The 21038-nt window shown below is 57.4% G+C and carries 18 protein-coding genes; 10 read left to right on the top strand and 8 right to left on the bottom strand.

Annotated features, from left to right (window positions below; all coding sequences use genetic code 11):
• Window positions 1-20: 20 nt before the first annotated feature.
• The gene (locus CAMM_RS09010; RefSeq protein ID WP_232051059.1) at window positions 21-395 is read left to right on the top strand and encodes a hypothetical protein; all 375 of its coding nucleotides are present in this window, start codon (window positions 21-23) and stop codon (window positions 393-395) included.
• An 11-nt stretch (window positions 396-406) separates the two neighbouring features.
• Here the strand turns inward: CAMM_RS09010 and CAMM_RS09015 are convergent, their stop codons facing one another.
• From CAMM_RS09015 to CAMM_RS09035, 4 genes are all read right to left on the bottom strand, one after another.
• Entirely contained in the window at window positions 407-1063 is a 657-nt protein-coding gene (locus CAMM_RS09015; RefSeq protein WP_003846321.1) for a MazG nucleotide pyrophosphohydrolase domain-containing protein, read from the bottom strand.
• A 47-nt stretch (window positions 1064-1110) separates the two neighbouring features.
• The gene (gene mfd, locus CAMM_RS09020; RefSeq protein ID WP_003846323.1) at window positions 1111-4782 is read right to left on the bottom strand and encodes a transcription-repair coupling factor; all 3672 of its coding nucleotides are present in this window, start codon (window positions 4780-4782) and stop codon (window positions 1111-1113) included.
• 29 nt (window positions 4783-4811) lie between these two features.
• Window positions 4812-5459: a TetR/AcrR family transcriptional regulator gene (locus CAMM_RS09025; RefSeq protein ID WP_050759829.1), complete on the bottom strand. Its 648-nt coding sequence runs from the start codon at window positions 5457-5459 to the stop codon at window positions 4812-4814.
• Between the two features lie 260 nt (window positions 5460-5719).
• A complete protein-coding gene (locus tag CAMM_RS09035; RefSeq protein WP_003846327.1) occupies window positions 5720-6568 on the bottom strand; it encodes a trimeric intracellular cation channel family protein in 849 nt (282 codons plus the stop codon).
• Window positions 6569-6720: 152 nt separating this feature from the next.
• Between CAMM_RS09035 and aztD the strand changes: the two genes are divergently transcribed.
• The 9 genes from aztD to CAMM_RS09080 all read left to right on the top strand — a co-directional run bounded on the left by aztD (window position 6721) and on the right by CAMM_RS09080 (window position 16940).
• On the top strand, window positions 6721-8019 hold the full coding sequence (gene aztD, locus CAMM_RS09040) for a zinc metallochaperone AztD (RefSeq protein ID WP_003846329.1): 1299 nt from the start codon (window positions 6721-6723) through the stop codon (window positions 8017-8019).
• 30 nt (window positions 8020-8049) lie between these two features.
• A complete protein-coding gene (locus CAMM_RS09045) occupies window positions 8050-9330 on the top strand; it encodes an MFS transporter (protein ID WP_003846330.1) in 1281 nt (426 codons plus the stop codon).
• A gap of 82 nt (window positions 9331-9412) precedes the next feature.
• Window positions 9413-10900 carry a bifunctional UDP-N-acetylglucosamine diphosphorylase/glucosamine-1-phosphate N-acetyltransferase GlmU gene (glmU, locus tag CAMM_RS09050; protein ID WP_040354873.1) on the top strand — a complete coding sequence of 496 codons (1488 nt, stop codon included), beginning with the start codon at window positions 9413-9415 and terminating at the stop codon, window positions 10898-10900.
• Between the two features lie 126 nt (window positions 10901-11026).
• Window positions 11027-12001 (top strand): ribose-phosphate diphosphokinase, encoded by a 975-nt coding sequence (locus CAMM_RS09055; protein WP_003846333.1) that lies wholly within the window; start codon window positions 11027-11029, stop codon window positions 11999-12001.
• Between the two features lie 27 nt (window positions 12002-12028).
• Window positions 12029-12811: a DNA alkylation repair protein gene (locus CAMM_RS09060; RefSeq protein ID WP_003846334.1), complete on the top strand. Its 783-nt coding sequence runs from the start codon at window positions 12029-12031 to the stop codon at window positions 12809-12811.
• 313 nt (window positions 12812-13124) lie between these two features.
• Window positions 13125-14474: a YkvI family membrane protein gene (locus CAMM_RS09065; RefSeq protein ID WP_003846335.1), complete on the top strand. Its 1350-nt coding sequence runs from the start codon at window positions 13125-13127 to the stop codon at window positions 14472-14474.
• 271 nt (window positions 14475-14745) lie between these two features.
• Complete coding sequence (locus CAMM_RS09070; RefSeq protein ID WP_003846337.1) at window positions 14746-15393, top strand: 50S ribosomal protein L25/general stress protein Ctc; 648 nt, start codon at window positions 14746-14748, stop codon at window positions 15391-15393.
• A gap of 119 nt (window positions 15394-15512) precedes the next feature.
• Window positions 15513-16046, top strand: a complete 534-nt coding sequence (gene pth / locus CAMM_RS09075) for an aminoacyl-tRNA hydrolase (protein ID WP_003846339.1) — start codon at window positions 15513-15515, stop codon at window positions 16044-16046.
• 36 nt (window positions 16047-16082) lie between these two features.
• Window positions 16083-16940, top strand: coding sequence for a fumarylacetoacetate hydrolase family protein (locus CAMM_RS09080; protein WP_003846340.1), 858 nt, complete (start codon window positions 16083-16085; stop codon window positions 16938-16940).
• A gap of 26 nt (window positions 16941-16966) precedes the next feature.
• Here the strand turns inward: CAMM_RS09080 and CAMM_RS09085 are convergent, their stop codons facing one another.
• The 4 genes from CAMM_RS09085 to CAMM_RS09100 form a co-directional block, all read right to left on the bottom strand.
• The gene (locus CAMM_RS09085; protein WP_003846341.1) at window positions 16967-17902 is read right to left on the bottom strand and encodes a hypothetical protein; all 936 of its coding nucleotides are present in this window, start codon (window positions 17900-17902) and stop codon (window positions 16967-16969) included.
• Window positions 17883-18317 carry a hypothetical protein gene (locus CAMM_RS09090; RefSeq protein ID WP_040354877.1) on the bottom strand — a complete coding sequence of 145 codons (435 nt, stop codon included), beginning with the start codon at window positions 18315-18317 and terminating at the stop codon, window positions 17883-17885. Before CAMM_RS09090 ends, CAMM_RS09085 begins: the two co-directional genes overlap by 20 nt.
• Before the next feature lie 121 nt (window positions 18318-18438).
• Window positions 18439-19890 carry a glyceraldehyde-3-phosphate dehydrogenase gene (locus CAMM_RS09095; protein ID WP_003846345.1) on the bottom strand — a complete coding sequence of 484 codons (1452 nt, stop codon included), beginning with the start codon at window positions 19888-19890 and terminating at the stop codon, window positions 18439-18441.
• 85 nt (window positions 19891-19975) lie between these two features.
• The gene (locus tag CAMM_RS09100) at window positions 19976-20989 is read right to left on the bottom strand and encodes a nitronate monooxygenase (protein WP_003846347.1); all 1014 of its coding nucleotides are present in this window, start codon (window positions 20987-20989) and stop codon (window positions 19976-19978) included.
• Between the last annotated feature and the right edge of the window lie 49 nt (window positions 20990-21038).

Genomic DNA, 21038 nt, shown 5'->3' on the forward strand with positions numbered 1-21038 from the left:
GCGTCCTAGGAATCACTGCCATGACCGGCGCTTCAGCACTGTCGCTGGGTGACCTCGCCTCCGCAGACAAGCTCGGCACCGAGCTGATCAATAACGCCTCCTGCTCCGATGTTCGCGGGGCGTTGGATGCCTTGAATGCCGCTAACGGCGGTCGCATCTACAACAAGGAAACCACCCGCAATGAGCTGGTGCAGAACTTGCGTCAGGTCACCGGCAACACGGGCAACCCCACGGACTTGACCACTTTGGCAATTACTAAATACACCGGGCAGGTCGCGGATCGCGCGCTGGACTGCAAGATCGTCAAGCCGAACCCAGCACTTCCCTTCGGATCCAGCGAAGTAAATACCCTGCTCAATGACTTTGGCCCGCAGATTTTTGAGCTCTCGAGCTAAAAGCTCAGGAGCTAGCTAGAACTAGCGTTATTTCGCGCCTGCTGCTCGGCCTTCTTGCCCTCCTGCCACAGGCGGTCCTGGGTTTCCATGTCCACGACGAACACGGTGCCATCAAAAAGGTAAGGAGCGCGCGAGCGCAGCTTGTCGATGAATGCCTGGGCCACATCCGCGATACCAAAAGCGCCGCGGCGCGTGGCGATTTCGGCGTGAAATAGAACTTGCAGGAAAACATCGGCAAGCTCTGCCTTGACTGTCTCGTCGTCGCTGGTCTTGACGGCCTCGGCGAACTCCGCTGCTTCCTCTTGGAGGTATGGCAGCAAAGACTCATGCGTATGGGAGCGCTCCCACTCCCCTAATGCGTAGGCGCGCTCCATGACGCGCTGCGCCTGGTAGACGGGGTCCTCACGGGTGGCGACGGTGTATACCTGCGCGCCGTTTTCAATCCGCTCGCGCACCTCCGGCTGGTTGTCATCAAAGGCGACATAGATTTCGCTGGTGCTGTTGGCGATGCTGTTGGCGTAGCCTGGGGCATCGTCAAGCAAAGCGTTGAAATTCCACCGCACCTTGACGGGAATCTCCGGGCTGAAGGTGACCGACCCTGACAGCTTGCCCACCCATTCCATGGGAATCAGGGTTGGCCAACGTTCATCGAGCAATACTACGGTCATGGATTCGCATTCTATATCGTTATCTTGTTGAACAACTGAGCAACAAACTAGTTGCTGACGGAAATAATATTCTTTCCGCCCTTGGCCCCGGGCTTGGTGGTCACCGATGTCGGTGGCTTAGCTCCGGTGACATCCACCTGCGAGAGATCGAACATTTCGCTGAGGAAATCTGCCATCCACTGCAATAGTTCGACATCCCGCAGCTTCGGCGAGGTCACGTTGCGGCCAGCCTTCGGGAATGGCAATTGGATGGCCTTCGCGGCCGCGCGGTAATTCGAACCTGGGAACAGGCGCTTGAGGCGAACTTGCTTGGAATCTGGCAGATCCACCGGGTGGACCTTGATGCGGGTTCCCTGCACCGTGATATCCGTAACGCCTGCGGCACGGGCCTGATGGCGCAGCCGTGAGACGGCGAGCAAGCGTGCGACCTCTTCCGGGACTGGGCCGTAGCGGTCTTCCATCTCCTCCACCGCCAGGCGCAGGTCCTTTTCGTCCTGGCTGGCAGCGAGCTTGCGGTAGACCTCCAAGCGCAGGCGCTCAGAGTTGATGTAGGTCTCCGGGATGTGGGCATCCACGGGCAGGTCGATGCGGATTTCCTTCGGCCCATTATCGGTGGCCTTGGGCACCTCCCCGCGCGCGAGTGCCTTGAAGGCATCCACAGCTTCCGAGACCAGCCGGACATAAAGGTCAAAGCCCACCCCGGCGATGTGGCCAGATTGCTGCGCGCCCAGCACGTTACCGGCACCGCGCATTTCCAGGTCCTTCATCGCCACGTCCATGCCCGCGCCCAAGTCATTGTTTTGGGCGATGGTGGCCAGGCGGTCATAGCTGGTTTCGGTCAGCGTCGCGCCCTTCGGGTACAGGAAGTAAGCGTAGCCGCGCTCGCGTGAGCGGCCGACCCTGCCGCGCAGCTGGTGCAGCTGGCTCAATCCCATGTGGTGCGCGTTTTCCACGATCAGGGTGTTGGCATTGGAGATATCCAGGCCAGTTTCCACGATGGTGGTACAGACCAACACGTCATATTCGCGGTCCCAGAATCCCTGCACGGTCTTTTCCAGCAGCTCCTCATTCATCTGCCCGTGCGCAACCACCACGCGCGCTTCGGGAACGAGGTCGCGGATTTCACGGGCCTTCTTTTCGATGTCCGCGACCTTGTTGTGGATAAAGAAGGTTTGGCCATCGCGCAGCAGCTCGCGGCGAATTGCGGCGGCGACCTGCTTGTCTTCGTAGGCGCCGACATAAGTCAGCACCGGGTGGCGGTCTTCCGGCGGGGTGAGGATGGTGGACATTTCGCGAATGCCCGCCATCGACATCTCCAGCGTGCGCGGAATAGGCGTCGCGGACATGGTCAACACATCCACCGAAGCCTTCAGCGCCTTAATATGTTCCTTGTGCTCCACGCCGAAGCGCTGCTCCTCATCGACGATGATGAGCCCCAAGCTCTTCCAGTGCACGCCGGTTTGCAGCAGGCGGTGCGTGCCGATGACCACGTCGATTTCACCGGTGGCCAGCTGCTTGATGATCTCCTTGGACTCCTTGGTGGATGTAAAGCGCGAGAGCACGCGAATTTCCAGGGGGAATCCGCCCATGCGCTCCACGAAAGTGTCATAGTGCTGCTGCGCGAGCAGCGTGGTCGGAACCAAGACTGCGACCTGCTTGCCATCCTGCACTGCCTTGAAAGCGGCGCGCACGGCGACTTCGGTTTTGCCGTAGCCCACATCGCCCACGATGACGCGGTCCATGGGCACTTGGGATTCCATGTCTTCTTTAACCGCGTCGATAGCCATCATCTGGTCTTCTGTTTCGACGTAGGGGAAGTTGTCTTCCATCTCCATCTGCCACGGCGTATCTGGCGGGAATTGGTGCCCGGGCGCTGCCTGGCGCTTGGCGTAGAGCTCCACCAACTCGCCGGCGATTTCGCGCACGGCAGCGCGGGCCTTCTTCTTGGTATTTTTCCAGTCGGAGCCACCCATTTTGGACAGGTGCGGGGATTCACCGCCGGTGTATTTGGACAGCATGTCCAAAGAGTCCATGGGCACCCAGAGCTGGTCGGCGGGTTGCCCACGCTTCGAGGGAGCGTATTCGAGCACGATATATTCGCGGCGCGATGATTCCTCGCCAGTTTGAATGGTGCGCTCGGCCATCTTCAAGAATTTGCCGATGCCGTGGGTTTCGTGAACGACGAAATCGCCCTGCTTTAGCGCCAGCGGATCAACGCGGTTGCGGCGCTTGGCGGGACGCCGCTTTGCGCCTGCGATATCGCCCACGCGGTTACCGGTCAGGTCAGTTTCTGTGACCACGACCAGGGGCAGTGCATCGGCGTCGGTGTGCTTGCGCACCTGGGGAAAGACCAAGCCGGCGTGGCTTAGTGCCTGATACAGCGTGACTTCGCCTGGCGATGGTTGCCATCCCGGAGTAGCGACCTTGGTGGGGATTCCCTTTTCAGCAAAGCGATCCACCATGCGCTTGATGGCACCTTGGGCCGGCGCGATAAACGCTGCGCGTCCGCCCGCTTGGGTGTGCGCGAGCAGCTGCGCCATCATGGCATCAATTTCTTTGATATCACCGCGCGGGGTCGGGCCCGGTTCAAAATCGAGCGGCAGGGTATCTGCTTCATCGGCCATGAACATGCCCGTCGGCGCGAAGGTCCATTGCGGCAGGCCGGCCTTTTCGCAGGACTTTTCTAAAGATTCATAGGAGCGGTAGCTGGATGCTTCCGTGTCCAGGCCCTTGGTCGCCAACGGGCCATCAGCGCCCATGGCTGCGGCCTCCCAGCCGGCGGCCATGAATTCTGCATCCGTGGATTCCAGATCGGCAATGCGCGTGCGGATTTTCTCCGGCGCAACGAGCACGACGTGGGTACCTTCGGGCATAAAGTCCGTCAGCGGCACCATTTTCGCATCAGAGAGCACGGGCAAGAGTGCTTCCATGCCTTCCGATGCCATGCGCTGGCTGACCTTGCTCAGCAATTCCACCAGTGCGGCATTGCCGGGGTGCTTGACCGCGAGGGTCTCTGCGCGCTGGGCGATGGCTTCGGTAATCGGAAGCTCGCGAGCGGGGAAGATTTCCACCGAGCCGACCTCGATTTCCGGAATGGTGCGCTGGTCAGCGATGGAAAATTGGCGAATATCGGTGACTTCATCGCCCCAGAATTCCACGCGGACCGGGTAGTCCAGGGTGGTTGGGAAAATATCGATGATGCCACCGCGCACGGCAAACTCGCCGCGCTTGGCCACCATGTCCACACGCGTATAGGCGCGGAATTCTAAATCCCGGACGACTTCTTCCAGCTCATATTCGCCCTCCTCGCGCAGGCTAATGGGCGCGCGGCCAACAACGCTTTCCAGCAGCGGCTGCGCATAACCGCGCGCCGCGGTCACCACCACATCAAGGCGGCCTTGTTCGAGCTGGTGCAAGATTTGCGCGCGCTTGCCGACGATATCGGCGCCCGGGCTCAATCGCTCATGCGGTAGTGTCTCCCATGCGGGGAAGAATCCCACCCTCTGCCCCATCATCGCCGTGAGCTCTGCAGTGAGATCTTCTGCTTCGCGCCCAGTTGCGGTCACCACGAGTACCGGCGCATGGTGCGCGAGGGTACCGATTGCCCAGGGGCGGGCTTGATCGATGCCCGTGATGTGCAGCTGCGGCTCGCCAACGTTATTAACGAGGCCTTTGAGCTTGGGATCCGAGGCGGCTACCTTGAGCAGTCCGGCGAGCATAGGTGGGGTTGGGGACATTTGAATTTCTTCTACACTTCCGTTTGATCGTGGTCTGTTTTTGCATCGTTAAGCTGCTGCGCACCGAGCTTCGGGCTAGTTTCCAAGTCCGAGAGACCATTCCAGCATAAGTTGACCACGTGAGCTGCCACGACTTCCTTGGCGGGCTGGCGTTCATCCAACCACCACTGCGCGGTCATAGATACCATGCCCACGAGCGCCTGAGCATAAAGTATCGCAAGCTCTTCATCAAAGCCACGGTGTTTAAAGGCCGTGCCCAAAATATGCGAAACCTGGCTCACGGCAGTATTGAGCAGAGTGGAAAATGCGCGCTCCTGTTTGGAGCTGGGATCGCGCACCAAGATCATAAACCCATCGGTTTCTTCTTCGACGTAGGTCAACAGCGCTAAGGCGGCCTGCTCAATGCGCTGTCGCCAACTTCCCGTGGCAATTGATTCGGTGATTCGACGCTCCAAATCCTGCATTTCACGGTCCACCACGACCGCGTAAAGCCCTTCTTTGCCACCAAAGTGTTCGTACACCACGGGCTTAGACACGCTGGCGCGCGCGGCAATATCTTCCACGCTGCTTCCATCAAATCCTTGCTCCGCGAATGCAGAACGGCCAATGGAAATCAGCTGCTCACGGCGCTGCTTGCCAGTCATTCTTTGTCTTGCCATGGCTACAGCTTAGCGAACAATGCCTATAGCTCCCTTCCCTGCCCTAGCGCGGGGTCGGGGGAGCGTTAAGCAGGGCAATTTAGTTCCTTGCCGGCAATCAGGTACGATACTTTTCGTACATGAGCGCAAGCCCATGATTCCCCATGGTGTAATCGGCAACACTACGGTTTTTGGTACCGTCATTCTAGGTTCGAGTCCTGGTGGGGAAGCAAAATTAAGACTATGCAGCCACCATTTTCGGTAGGCTGCATTTTCTTTTCCTAGGAATCCTCATCCCCGGCGTCATCTTTACCGGCCTTCGGCGCGTGACGGCGCCCGGTCTTGCCCGGCGGCATATCCCCTGGCTTGGGGTGGCGCATGGCTTTGGCGCTGCGCTGGTCGTGCTTGGCATCGGAGTCTTCACTGCCGCGCTTAAAGCCCAGCTTTTCTGCCTTCTTCACCGCGGCGGCCATCTGCGCGGCGGTGTAATTAATCGGTGCATAGTCCAGCCCGCGCGGGAGCACCCATTCGAACCAATACGCCATTACCGCCAAGCTGGTGCCAAAAAGCGGCGCGATAATCATGCCGAGCCCGGTATGGCCTGTTTCCGCGAAAATGACCATCACCCCAGAGGCAATAATCGCCGGGGTGGCATACAACGGGTTACCGCCAAAGACGGACGGAATTTGCCCGGAGGCAACATCGCGCACCATGCCGCCGCCCACTGCGGTGAGCACGCCCATGAAGATGCACGCTATCCACGGCATGTCATAGGCCAATGCTTTAACGCAGCCCGTCACCGACCATGCGCCGAGAATGATGGCATCGCCATGGACTTTAAAAATTTCCCACGCCTTGCCTTTGAGATCCGTCAGCGCAGCGACAAGCGCGCCCGCGCAGGCGAGGATGAGGTAAAGCGGGTCAGAAATTGCCGCTGCGGGGCCGTCACTAATGAGCATGTCGCGAATCATGCCGCCGGCGGTGGCAGAAAAGAGCGCCAAGAAAATGAAGCCAATGATGTCGAAATTGCGCCGCCTCGCGATGGTTCCGCCGATGATGCCGTTGAGCACCACACCGATGAGATCCAGGCCGCGATAGAGCGCATCAATCGTTGGGTCCACTGTTTCCATACCCAGTCACATTACCCACCCCCGCGCCGCGTGGGCTTTTACGGCGAATAGGGGTAATTACATCACACACTATTGGAAACAGTTTTCAATATCTAAAAATCCCGCTATCTTCTTATTGCAAACGTTTTTCAACTACTTAGAAAGGGTTCTGTGTGAACACCCGTAGAACTGCCCTTGCGCCTGCCATCTTGACCGCGAGCATCACCATCGCCGGCATCACGCTTGCCGCGTGCTCGCAAACAGCCGCTGCGCCAGAAACCACCACCGCCGCTAGTACTGCGGACAACGCGGACGCTAACGCGGATGCCAATCCGGAACAGGACTCCCCCGCCGAGGTATCCGGTCCGGAAGCTCGCCTGGTCGCCACCTATGACGGCGGCATCACGGTGCTCAATGCCGAGACACTGGAGGAAATCGCGGATATCCCGCTGAATGGCTTTAATCGGCTCAACCCCCTAGGCGATGGTCGCACCGTAGCTGTGAGCACTCCGGAAGGCTTTCAAGTCTTGGATGTCGCGGCGTGGACCGAACCACACGGCGACCACACCCACTCCTACACCGCGCAGCCGCGGCTGACCGATGACATCTATAAAGGCGACAAGCCTGGCCACGTGGTCAATCACGCTGGACGCACCCTGCTCTTTAGCGACGGCGATGGCACCATTCAGGAGCTCGATAACGACAAGCTCACCGATGCGGCCCAGGATGGAAAGTTTGCCCAACCCGACTCGGTTGTGGAGCTATCCCCGCACCACGGAGTTGCTGTCGCGCTGAGCGATGGCGGGATGGTGCACACCGAAGGCACAGAAGATTCCCGATCCAGCCTTGTCGCCGTGGATGCCGACGGCCAGGAGACCGCGCGCATCAATGACTGCCCCGGCGTTCACGGGGAGGCAGCGGCTGCCGATGAAACCCTGACCTTTGGCTGCGAGGACGGAGTGGTCATTTACAAAGATGGTGAATTCAAGAAGGTGGCTGCTGCCGATGAGTACGGACGCATGGGCAACCAGGCAGGGTCCGAGCAGTCCCCGATTGTCCTGGCCGATTACAAAGTAGACCCGGATGCGGAACTCGAACGCCCAACGCAGATTGCGCTCATCAATACCCACCAAGACAGCATTCAGCTGGTGGATCTGGGTACCTCCTATTCTTTCCGCTCGCTTGCGCGCGGGCCCGAAGGTGAAGCCCTGGTCTTAGGCACCGATGGGCAACTGCGCAGCATTGACCCCACCACCGGTGAGATTCTCTATTCCGTGCAGGTCACCGAAAAGTGGGAAGAGCCTGAGCAGTGGCAAAGCCCACGTCCGAGTATCTTTGCCCAAGGCGATAAGGCCTTTATTACAGAGCCCGGCGCGCAGAAGCTCCACGTCGTCGATATTGCTAGCGGCGAGGTCATGGAATCCAAGACAATCGGTAAGAGCCTGAATGAACTGACGGGAATTACCGGCTAGCTATCCACGGGCTAGCTAAACTAAGTGCTTATGTCCTCTTCTCAACCCCGCACGTCCCTACCCCATGAATCACATAACGCCGGCCGCTTTATCATCGCCAATGGCGTGCAAAATGTGGGTGACCAGCTAGTCGCAGCCAAGACGGTGCTGCCCTGGCTTTTTCAATTCGCGGGAGTCCCGGCAGCGCTGACCGGTTTGCTCGTGCCCATTCGCGAGTCCGGCTCCATGCTGCCGCAAGCAGCGCTGACACCGTGGGTGCTCAATGCTCCATCGCGGAAGAAGCTCTGGATTGTTGGCGGGATTATTCAGGCTCTTGCCGCATTCGGCATTGCGTTGGCCGCATTGCTTATCGATGCCCTGCCGCTGGGCATCACCGTCTTAGTCCTCCTCGGTGTTCTATCGGTCGGCCGCGCGCTGTGTTCTATCACCGGCAAGGACGTGCAAGGCAGCACCATTTCCAAAGGCAAGCGCGGAGTTATTACGGGCCGGGCTACCACGGTAGGTGGCATCGCCACGCTCGTCGTCAGCGGGCTATTGGCATTTGTCGATGATGTGGATCTCGCAGCCATCGTCACGCTGCTTTTAATCGGTGCCGCCTCGTGGGTCGTGGCTTCGCTGGTCTTTACCGGCATTATCGAACCCCACGACGCGCATCAGGATGCACAAGAGGAAGATTCAGAGTCGGATTCCGAGCAACAGGGGCACTGGTGGACCGATACCTGGCAGTTATTTACTCAAGATAGGAAATTTCGCGACTTCGTCATCGTGCGCTCGCTCATGCTGGTCTCGGCGCTATCCACCTCTTTTATCGTTGCGCTGTCGCATGCTGTGGGCAATGATTCCTTAAGCGGCCTGGCTGGCTTCGTGCTGGCCTCCGGTCTTGCGGCATTGATGGGTGGTGTGGTTTCCGGCCGCATGTCTGATATTTCCTCGCGCAAGGTCATGTCCGTCGGCGCCGCGATTGCCTCGGTGCTGCTGATTTTGATTGTGCTTGCCGCCCGGTTCCTGCCCCAGGACTGGAGCTTTTATCTTTTGCCCGTGGGCTTTTTCGCCATCAACTTAGTTCACACCGGCATTCGGGTTGCCCGCAAAACCTATGTGGTGGATATGGCCGAAGGTGACCAGCGCACCCGCTATGTGGCCTCCGCCAATACCCTCATGGGCGTGATATTGCTGCTGGTCGGTGCCGTATCCGCGGGCATTGCAATCTTCGGCAATGAAGCTGCCCTGCTATTTCTCGCAGGCATCGGTTTAGTGGGAACCTGGCGCGCCGGGAAGCTGCCGGAGGTATCGCAGAGCAAGCAAGATTAGGTGTTTCTGACGCACCGGACTTAGCGCAGCGTTATGATTGGCGTGGATACAACCAAGCCTGACGTACAGGAGTATAAACCTAGTGCTAACTCAACCCTCCAGCGCAGTTGTCGTTCTTGCAGCTGGCGCCGGTACTCGCATGAAATCTGCTCGGCAGAAAACCCTGCATGAAATTGGCGGCAGATCTTTGCTCAGCCACGCTTTACATGCCGCAGCCGGACTCAACCCGGAACATATCGTGGCGGTTGTCGGCCACCAGCGCGACCAGGTCAGCCCCGCGGTTGATGTTGTCGCAGCGGAGCTAGGCCGCGACATCGTGCAGGCGGTGCAGGTAGAGCAAAAAGGCACCGGTCATGCGGTCGGCTGTGGCTTGGCACCGATTCCGAATTTTGAAGGCACCGTTATTGTTACCAATGGTGATGTGCCATTGTTGCGTCCGGAGACCATCGATAAGCTGCGCGAAACCCACGTTGACCACGGCAATGCGGTGACTGTCTTGAGCATCGAATTAGATGACCCCACCGGTTATGGCCGCATTGTGCGCAATGATGCTGATGAGGTCACCGCTATCGTCGAGCACAAAGATGCAAACGACGAGCAGCGCACGATTTCTGAGGTCAACTCCGGCGTTTTTGCGTTTGACGCTAGTATTTTGCGCAACGCGCTGAGCAAGCTGGATTCCAATAACTCCCAGGGTGAGCTGTATATCACCGATGTGGTGGAAATCGCGCGCGAAGCAGGCCACCGCGTGGGTGCTTTTATTGCTGCCGATGCCGGCGAGTTGGAAGGTGTCAATGACCGCGTGCAATTAGCTGCGGCCGGCCGTGAGCTCAACCGCCGCTTGGTGAACCAAGCCATGCTCAATGGTGCCAATGTTATTGACCCGCTCACCACCTGGATTGGTGTGGATGTCACCATTGGCCGCGATGTCACCATTCACCCCGGCACTCAGCTGTGGGGAGCTACCCGCGTGGATGATGATGCCGTGATTGGCCCTGATACCACCCTGACTGACATGCAGGTCGGGCGCGGGGCAAGTGTGATTCGCACCCACGGCGAAAAATCGGTCATTGGCCCCAACGCCAAGGTCGGACCGTTTACCTTCATCCGTCCCGATACCGAGTTGGGTGAGGACGGCAAGCTGGGCGGATTCGTGGAAGCTAAAAACGCCAAGATTGGTCGCGGTTCCAAGGTTCCGCACCTGACTTACATTGGTGATGCCACCGTCGGTGAGGAATCCAATATTGGTGCCTCCTCCGTGTTTGTAAATTATGACGGAGTAAATAAGCACCACACCACCATCGGCAGCCACGTGCGCACCGGTTCCGACACCATGTTCATCGCCCCGGTCAACGTCGGCGACGGCGCGTATTCGGGCGCGGGCACCATCATTAAAGATGACGTTCCTCCAGGAGCGCTGGCGGTCTCTGGCGGTAAGCAGCGCAATATTGAAGGGTGGGTGCAAAAGAAGCGCCCCGGCACCCCGGCTGCGGAGGCAGCTGACGCGGCTTCGGATGGGGACACAGCTTCCCCAAAGGCCGACGATGATTCTGTAAATAGCGACGATTAGTCTAGATTCAATGGGGTTATCATCATGTTGAACGGTAAATGTCCGTTGAGACTTTTACCGGTGATGTTCTTCCTTGATTAAAGAAGCGTCAAGCATTCCACACTCAATGAAAGGTCGAAGACCGCTATGACCGGCAAGATTTCTGATAGCCGCAAGAATATGATGCTGTTTTCCGGACGCGCCCACCCAGATTTGGGAGAGGCCGTTGCCAAGGAACTGGGCACCGATTTGGTTCCCACTACCGCGCGCGACTTTGCTAATGGCGAAATCTTCATTCGCTTCGAAGAGTCCGTGCGCGGTGCTGACTGCTTCGTGTTGCAGTCGCACACGCAGCCTTTGAATAAGTGGCTCATGGAGCAGCTCATCATGATTGATGCGCTCAAGCGCGGCTCTGCCAAGCGCATCACGGCCATCTTGCCGTTTTACCCATATGCTCGCCAGGATAAAAAGCACCTCGGCCGTGAGCCCATCTCCGCCCGCCTGGTTGCTGACTTGTTGGCTGCTGCGGGCGCGGACCGCATTGTTTCGGTCGACCTGCACACCGACCAGATCCAGGGCTTTTTCGATGGCCCGGTAGATCACATGCACGCCATGCCGATTTTGACGGAGTACATCCAGTCCAAGTACTCCATTGACAACATCGTCGTGGTCTCCCCCGACGCCGGTCGCGTCAAGGTGGCAGAAAAGTGGGCGCATGAGCTTGGCGATGCCCCGCTGGCCTTCGTACACAAGACCCGTTCCAACACCGAGGCCAATAAGACGGTCTCCAACCGCGTGGTCGGCGATATTGAGGGCAAGGACTGTATCTTGCTCGATGACATGATTGATACCGGCGGAACCATCGCTGGTGCTGTTCGCGTCCTGCGCGAGGCCGGTGCCCGCTCCGTTGTTATCGCGTGTACCCACGGTGTCTTCTCCGACCCTGCGCGTCAGCGTTTGTCCGAGTGCGGGGCGGAGGAAGTCATCACCACCGATACCCTGCCGCAGTCGACCGAAGGATGGAATAACCTCACCGTGCTGTCCATCGCTCCGCTGCTAGCACGCACCATCCACGAGATCTTTGAAAATGGTTCTGTAACCACCCTTTTCGAATCTGCTTAAGCTCTCGCGCACGCTACCCTGGGATTCATGACTGATGAGTCCCAGGGTAGCTTTTTTGATCCGCAACGCGGCAGCGACAGCGCCGACGGCAGCGATGGCCAGGCCCTTGCACGCGGCGTGGTGGCGGCATTGAAAGAGCACGCTGATGCCGAGCAGGCCGTGGCGATGTCTGCCTATATGCGCGAGCGCTTTGAGTTTTTCGGCATTTCCGCTGCCCCGCGACGGGCGGCGGTCAAGCATATTTTGTCCGGGATGCACCTTAATTGGGATTTCGTCCACGCTCTATGGGCCTATCCGCAGCGCGAGTGCCACTACGTGGCCGTCGATCACTTGCGCCGGCAGAAGCTCACCATCGCCGATCTGGAGGATTTGCAGCAACTGGTGGAGTCGCAATCGTGGTGGGATACCGTAGACCACTTGGCAAAATGCGCCGGCACGGCGCTTATCCCCGGCAGCCGCGGGCGAGGCGCGGAGCCAAATTCGCTAGCCGATGCCGCCGCGGCTCGCGCGCTCATGCTCGAATGGGCTGTCAGTGAAAATATGTGGACCCGCCGCACCGCCATCTTGTGCCAATTAAGTTTCGGGGAGAAAACAGATACGGAACTGCTGCGCGAGGTCCTCGAAAGCAACCTGGGCGCAGAGGCGAGATTTTCTTCCGAGTTTTTCATTACCAAAGCCATCGGTTGGGCGTTGCGCGATTACTCCCGCGACAATCCGCAATGGGTACATGATTTTGTGAATGCGCACGCCCCCGAAAGTGATTTAGCGCTAGCCAAATTGTCGCGCAAAGAGGCATTGAAGCACTTGTAACCGTTTTGTAATATTTGAGACGATCCCACTGGTTATCGCGCGTTCCAATTGAGGAATAGGGATTATTTCGAGAAATTGCGCCGATTAATTGGAAATTCCATTTGATTTTAGATCACAAATGCCGTTTATAATTGAAAAGTTGAATTCATGCAGCGTATGGCTTTAAAGCTTCAGATTATGCTCACACGTGAATTCTTTTTTACTTTCGTTGAGCCTGAACCTGCAGCCTTTTTCACTTAGCCTCCGCGCATGATTCTTTAATCGTATTCGCAGTATTTCGAATCGAACTTAAAATCATTATTGGAGTTTAAACATGAAAAAAGCGGTCATTTTGGGTATGGCCTATTTCAGTTGCACCGTCGGAGCTGGCTTTGCCTCCGGCCAGGAAATGCTGCAATATTATGCCGCTTTCGGTGGCTGGGGAATCATCGGCGCGGTTATCGCACTGGTTTTGATGCCACTGATTGCGCTGATTGCCATGCAGTACGGCAGCTACTTCCAAGCAACGTCACATGATCGCGTGTTTACTTCTGTGACTTCCAAGGTCATGGCGCGCTTCATTGACTACACCATTACCTTTACGCAGTTTTGTATTTCCTTTGTCATGCTCGCTGGTGCGGGCGCGAACCTGAACCAGCAATTTGGCACCCCTCTGTGGTTCGGCTCCGCACTGATGGCAGTAGCCGTAATTATCTGTGGCTTTTTCAACGTGGAAAAGGTCACCAATATCTTGGGCTCGATCACGCCATTTATCGTGGTCTTGCTGGTCATTATCTCCATCCACTCTTACCTGAACCCACCAGCGGATATCGGGGCAGCCTTCCAGTTCGCGCAGGATAATGTGTCCACCACGCTGCCAAATTGGTGGGTCTCAACCTTTAACTACGTAGGTATTGCCATGATGGGTGGCATTTCCATGGGCATTATCATGGGCGGCGACATGCTGGATTTGAAGACCGCCGGCCGTGGTGGCATGCTCGGCGGACTACTCTTTGGCATCTTGCTGGTCATGATGGTTATCGCAGTCTTGTTCAACTCCGAAACCGTCTATGACTCCGCCCTGCCGACCCTGAGTCTGATTACCGCGATCAGCCAACCGCTAGGCACCTTCGCAGCGCTTGTCATCTACGTGATGATCTTCTCTACCGCACTCGGCAACTTCTACTCCTTGAGCCGTCGTGTGGTTGCGAAGAAACCACAGCACTTCCTCAAAGTACTAGTCCTGCTCGTCATCATTGGTTTCGCACTGTCCTTCCTCGACTTTGCCACCTTGGTCGGCTGGGTCTTCCCAGTCACCGGTTACTTGGCTCTGGTGATGATTGTGGTGCTGATTTGGACCTGGCTCTCACGTGGTCGTTCCGAAATGACCGTCGAGATGAAGCGTCGCGATAAGATCCGCAACCTTGCTCTGCGCATGATTGACCCGAAGCAGAAGTTCACCACGGCGCATCGCCGCCAGCTCTCGGAAGAAATCATGGGTTCTAACCTCGCTGGCAAACACTTGGAAAAGGTCGCGATCTCCGAAGCCGTGGAAGAGCTCTCTGCTGATGCCGATTCTGGCTTTGACCCGGATGAGTTCACGCCTCCGAAATCTGTGATCTCCCACAGCTCTAAACCCGTGGGCAAAGACGCCCCGGAGACTAAAGCATCGGATGAAAAGTAGCGTGCTTTGATAGCTTGAGCTTTCCCAATGTAATTTGTGGGTAAGGTTATGCAGCTGGTAAGTTTAAGGCCGTCTCGGCGAGGGCCGTGAACTACCAGCTGCTTTTTGTATGCCGATGGTTCATAGCCGTTATCGACGCGATGAGTATGCACACGCCTGCGATGACTCGACCAAGACGAGATTCATTGGCAGGCTTTTCTTTTCGCAAGAACCTCGCCTCACCACTGAATTGACTTGAATAGATACTTTCAACATTTTCTGAGGAGAAAACATGGCACAGCGCCCAATCATTAAGGCACAAGCCCGCACCGAATTCGGCAAGGGCGCCGCACGTCGCCTGCGTCGCGCAGGCCAGGTTCCTGGTGTTATCTACGGTTCCAACACCGAGCCAATCCACTTCGCAGCCGATATCTTGGAGCTGCACTCTTTGATCCGTAACTACGGCGCTAACGCTGTTTTGGAGCTCGAGATCGACGGCGACCAGCACCTGACCATGGTTAAGGCTATCGACCAAAACGTCTTGACCCTGGACATGGACCACCTTGACCTGCTGTCGATTAAGCGCGGCGAGAAGGTTGAAGTTGAGGTTCCATTGACCCTCGTTGGCGAGCCTGCCCCAGGTCTGATGTTCATCTCCGACACCGACGTTCTGTTGGTTGAGTCTGACGTACTGAACATTCCAGAAGAGATCGAAGTTTCCATCGAAGGCCTGGAAGACGGCACCGTTGTTACCGCTGGCGAGGTTAACCTGCCAGAGGGCACCACCCTGATTGCTGACCCAGAGTCCCCAATCGTTTCCATCTCCGAGCCACAGGTTGACGAGGAGATCGAGGAAGCTGCTGAGGCTGCTGAAGAAGGCGGCGCTGAAGCTGGCGCTGAGTCCGTAGAAGAAGCTGGCGAGGAAAAGTCTGAGGACTAATCCTTTCGGGCTTTCAGCCCAGCTTGATTGAGCTCCAACTCAATCAAGCGATACATAAGCGCCCGCTGCAGGAGACCATCACGGTCTTTACAGCGGGCGCTGTGCTTTAATGGACAATCATGAGCAGCGAAGCATTATTGGTGGTGGGGCTAGGAAACCCCGGCCCGAAATACGAACGTACTCGGCACAATATTGGCTTTGACGCAGCCGAAGAACTGGCCAAGAGTCACGGCGGAAACTTTTCCGCACACAAGCGCACCAACGCCGATGTTGCTGAGATTAATATCCGCGGCCGGAAGGTCATCGTGGCGAAACCGCGAACCTTTATGAATGTCTCTGGCGGCGCGGTCAAGGCTTTGGCGAATTATTTCAAGATCTCCCCCGCCAACATCGTGGTCATCCACGATGAATTGGACATGGATTTCGGCGAGGTCCGCCTGCGTCGTGGCGGCGGCGACCACGGCCACAATGGCTTGCGCGATACCACCAAGGCTTTAGGCACAAAAGAGTACTACCGTTTATCCTGTGGAATTGGACGCCCACCGGGACGCATGGCGCCAGCAGCGTTTGTTCTCAAGCCCTTCGCGCGCAAGGAGCTCGAAGAGCTGCCGATTATCTGCGCTGATGCCGCGGACCTGATTGAACAGATGTAGGTCTTTGGGGCCTGCGAACTACTACAGTGGTGCAGTATGAAACTCGCGACTGTTAATACCGCTTTTGGAACCACCGCCGTGCGCATCGAGGGAAAACCTACCTCGTTGTCACATTCCACCATGCTCACGGGCATTGAACTGGATTTCGATGATGTCGGAGCCTTATTGCGCAGCGGCGATTGGGCCAAAGCGGCAGAGCTGTCAGGTGAGCCCATGGTCTTTGCCACCGAGGACTTAGCACCAGTTGTCCCCCACCCGGAGAAAATTATCTGCGTGGGGTTGAACTACGCCAAACACATCCGCGAGATGAACCGGGACTATCCGGAGCACCCCACCTTATTTATCAAATTCGCTGATGCCCTTACCGGGCCCTATGACGATATTTATATCCCCGAATACGGCACTAAGAAGCTGGATTATGAAGGGGAGCTGGCGGTGGTTATCGGAAAGCGTGCGCACCGCGTGACACAAAAGGACGCGCTGGACCATGTTGCGGGCTATGCCATCATGAATGATTACACCCTGCGCGATATCCAGCGTCAGACCACGCAATTTCATGCGGGCAAGTCTTTTTATCGCACCGCTGGATTTGGCCCGTGGTTGACCACCTCTGATGAGTGGTCACCGGGCAATCACGCCCGGGTACGCACGACGTTAGATGGTGTGGTCAAACAAGACGATGACACCGATGACCTGATCTTTTCCGTCGCGCAGCTGATTGAGTTTTGCTCGTCGCTCTACCCTCTCAACCCGGGCGATGTCATTGTCACCGGCACCCCGGAGGGCGTGGGTTTTGCGCGCGATGAGTTCATCCAAGATGGCCAAACCGTACGCATTGAAATCGACGGCTTGGGCCATATTGAAAACACCACGCACTTTGGCGATTCCCACTAGGCGGCACTAGCTGGTGCTAAATACGCCTACTCTTCTTCGCGCACATCTTCTGCCGCCTGCTTTTCACGCTGCCGGACTGCATCATTCCCGGCTGCGGCAGAAGCTCGCACTGGTGCCTTCGCGGGATGTTTTTCTTGCCATGCGCGCTTGGTTGCTTCGGACTTTTTATAGTTGCGCAGCGCCAACAGGCCCACCACGATGCCGATGGCAATGGGTACCCAGATTTTGCTGTAGTCCAGCATTAACACGACCCAGCCGGGAAGCTCCGGCAGGTTGATATCAATATTGAAGCTGGGAGTAGGCAGGTCAATCTGCGGCAAGCTCGGTGTGGGCAGATGGATTTGCGGCAGCGCGGGCAGCGAGGGAAGCGAGATGTCGAAGTCAGGCAAGAAAGACAGCAACCACTTCACAAACCGTGAGACAAAAGGCGCCAGGATAATCACGGCAATGGCCCAGCCGCCTTTGCCCAGCCCGGCTAGGATGGGATAACCCACGCGCTTGAGCGTGCTGGATTCCATCGCCTCACGGCGCTTGGCACCGCGGCTGCCCGCCGGCGGATCGAATAAGACAATTTCGCTGCCCTGCCGGAATTCGACTTCCAGCACGTCATTGAAAATATTTGACGTGACTTTCAGGTGCGGCTTCGACCGATCCAGCCCGGCATCTTCTACCGTCAGCTTGTCTTCTTTCACCGAATCTTGCAGCAGATACCGCGCGCTGTTGATGGTGCTCAGGCGGTGGAGAACCTTGCCGTTGAGCAGAATCCGCGCCCGAATGGCGGGATTGCTAAAAAGCGCCGAGAAACGCTCCTTCATCCCGGACTCTGCCGTCACCGGGATGATCTCCTCATTCTCTTTGGGCTGTTCAGGCCAGGTGGGGTCAAGCTCTAGGAAGTCTGAATCGTAGCCGGCCTGGAGTTCAATTAGGCCCAGCTCAGGGTGATTAAGCGCCCACTTCTCCATGCTTGACCTCCTTAACCTCATCGGTGATGCGCTCAGCGGTGGGCTCAGCAGTGGCTTCCTCAGATTCTTCGTCATCGAGGTCCAACTTGCCGGCGCCGGTTAACAAGGTGCCAAGGCCAGCCAGGAGCGCGAAGCCCAGGGCGTAGAGGAAAAGTCCGTCTTGGAAATACAAGGCGCGTGCGACCATGAAGCTCACACCCGCTGCGACGGGGAACCACCAGGTGGGTTTGTGGATGGCACCGAACCACAACCCGCCGCCAAGGGTCAGCACAAAGAAAATACCCAGTGCTGTCCAACCCGCGGAGGCATCGGGGACAAAGGTGGCAATGAGATAGGGCGAGACCAGCATTCCCACGATGCAGATAATGAGCGGGAATGCGGCAAACTTGGATTCTTCAGGTGCAGTCTCATTCACAGCACGGAAGTTTACCTGCCTAAGCATCACTGATGCAGTACCTCCCAGCGTGGGAATGGACACACAAAGGCCCCAGCCGAGACTCAGTCGACTGGGGCCTTTCGAGTAAAGCTAAATCAGCTTACAGCGCCGATGGTGCCAAGCGCTCCGGAAGTACCTGCGGGCGTGCGCCAGCGATATCTTCCACAATGCGAATGACCTGGTTGGAGTAGCCATACTCATTGTCGTACCAAACATAGAGCACCAGGTGCTTGCCGGAGGCAATGGTAGCGAGCCCATCGACCACGCCGGCGTGGGTGGAGCCGACAAAGTCGCTGGAGACAACCTCAGGAGAGGCGATGTAGGAGATCTGCTGGCGCAGGTTGGAGTGCAAGGAGACATCGCGCAAGAAGTTGTTAACCTCTTCCACGTCCACGTCCTGGCTCAGCTCCAAGTTCAGCACAGCCATGGATACATTCGGGGTGGGAACGCGAATCGCGTTGCCGGTGAGCTTGCCTTCGAATTCTGGCAGTGCCTTGGAGACAGCCTTCGCAGCACCGGTCTCGGTGAGCACCATGTTCAACCCGGCAGCGCGGCCACGGCGATCACCCTTATGGTAGTTGTCAATGAGGTTTTGGTCATTGGTAAACGAGTGCGCGGTTTCCACGTGGCCGTGCACTACGCCGTAGCGGTCATTGATGACCTTGAGCACAGGAGTAATGCCATTGGTAGTACAGGATGCCGCGGACAGGATGGAATCCTCCGCGGACATGTCCTGGTGGTTGATGCCGTAGACAATGTTTTTCACATCGCCCTTACCTGGTGCGGTCAGCAGTACGTTGGCAATGCCCTTGGATTTCAGGTGCTGGCCCAGTCCCTCGCGGTCGCGCCACACGCCGGTGTTATCCACCAGCACGGCGTTGTTGATGCCGTAAGAAGTGTAGTCAATATCAGCAGGGTCATTGGCGTAGATCATTTGGATCTTGGTGCCATTAGCCCAGAGGACTTCGTTTTCTTCATCCACTTCGATGGTGCCGTTGAATGCGCCGTGGACGGAATCGCGGCGCAGCAAGGAAGCACGCTTGTGAATGTCCTCATCACCCTTCTTGCGCACGACGATAGCGCGCAGACGGACACCACCATAGGCAGCCTCGCGGGCAATAAGAATGCGTGCGAGCAGGCGGCCGATGCGGCCAAAGCCGTAGAGCACAACATCACGGGATTCGTTCTCCGTGGCGGTGCCAACTACTTCCTGCAGCTCCTCTTCCAGGTAGGCGCGCAGGTCATCGGTCTCCGCAGCGCGGAAGCCTTCCGCCAAGCGGCCCATATCAATCGAGGCGGTGCCAAGGTTCATATTCACCAGCTCGCGCAGAATCGGCAGGGTTTCAGCCGTGCCGAGGTCGCGGTTGATCAGGCGGCGGGCGTAGCGGTGGGACTTAATGATGTCGATATCGGTGACACCAACGAGCAGTCGACCAAAAATGGAGGTCACCACATTGTTTTTGCGGTGCAACTGGTAGATGAGGGGAATCATCTCCTGAGCGTGGCGAACGCGCTCATTCCAGTTCTCAAATTCGGGGGCGAACTCAGTCACGAAATCATTCCTTTGCGGATTGGGAGCACATGCTGTGCAGTCATTTAAACGTCGTGGGGGTACCAATCACAAATATTATCAACAACTATTTTTGCTTTTCCCAAAGGCGACGCAAAACACTGGCCACAGTACCCCCGAATATGCGCTGCGCCTCAATTCCAACGAGGCAATAGGCAACATCTTCATCGCCCGCAGCCCGGCGCGCAGCAAAGATTTGGTTCAAGTACGGATAAATCGCCGGGCTATTGGAGTGGGCTTCGGTATAGGTTGTTTTTAGCCCACGGGCATAGCGGCCAGAAAACGCCCGGGTGCTTGTCGACGCCTCCCCCTGCCCACTTACCTGCTCAATCCGTTGCCGGTTGAGCTCGCTCGTGCCTGCTTCCTCCGTCAGCAATAGTGCCGACCCGCAGGAAACAGCCTTGACCCCAGGCAGTTCGAGTACCGCGTGGACGTCGTCGGCACTGCGCAGCCCGCCCGCGGCAATCAGCGGAAGGTCGGTAAGGGCCGCGATGGCATCGATAAGCTCTGGCAACGGCCTTTTATCTGGCTCGGCCGTAGGATTCCATACCCCGCGGTGTCCGCCGGCCTCTGGTCCTTGCACGCACAGGGCATCCACGCCCGCGGCAATAGCGGCGCGCGCTTCGTGCTCGGTGGTCACGGTTGTCCATGCTTCTATCCCGGCGGCGTGCAATTGTTTGACTTCGGAGGTGGTAAACGTGCCAAACATCGACCACACCACCGAAGGGCTCTTGGCTCCAGGTTGCTTCGCAGCGTCCAATGCCAGCTGGAGCTTCTCATCCCAGCCATTGCTGAAATTCACCGGCTTGAGCTCCACACCTTCGGCCGCGGCCAGTTCTTGCGCGATGTCCACCGCGTGGCTATCGAGCTCGGGTTGTTTGGCAAAAAGGTTGATGCCGAAGGTGTCCAGGTGGACATCGCCAAGCTGTGCCTGCGCACCCTCGGTCGATATCGTGCCCCACGCCAACGTGCCCATGCTGCCTGCTGCCGCTGCGGCGTTGACGACCTCGGCGGTGGTGGGACCACCAGCCATCGGCGCGGGAAGGATTGGTATTTCGAGGTTGTGCAGGATGTGGCTCATGCTTGCCCAGCCTACCGCGCTTTGTTGCTCTTCACGCTGGTTATATGCA

Source organism: Corynebacterium ammoniagenes DSM 20306, assembly GCF_001941425.1.
GTDB classification, from domain to species: Bacteria; Actinomycetota; Actinomycetes; order Mycobacteriales; family Mycobacteriaceae; genus Corynebacterium; species Corynebacterium ammoniagenes.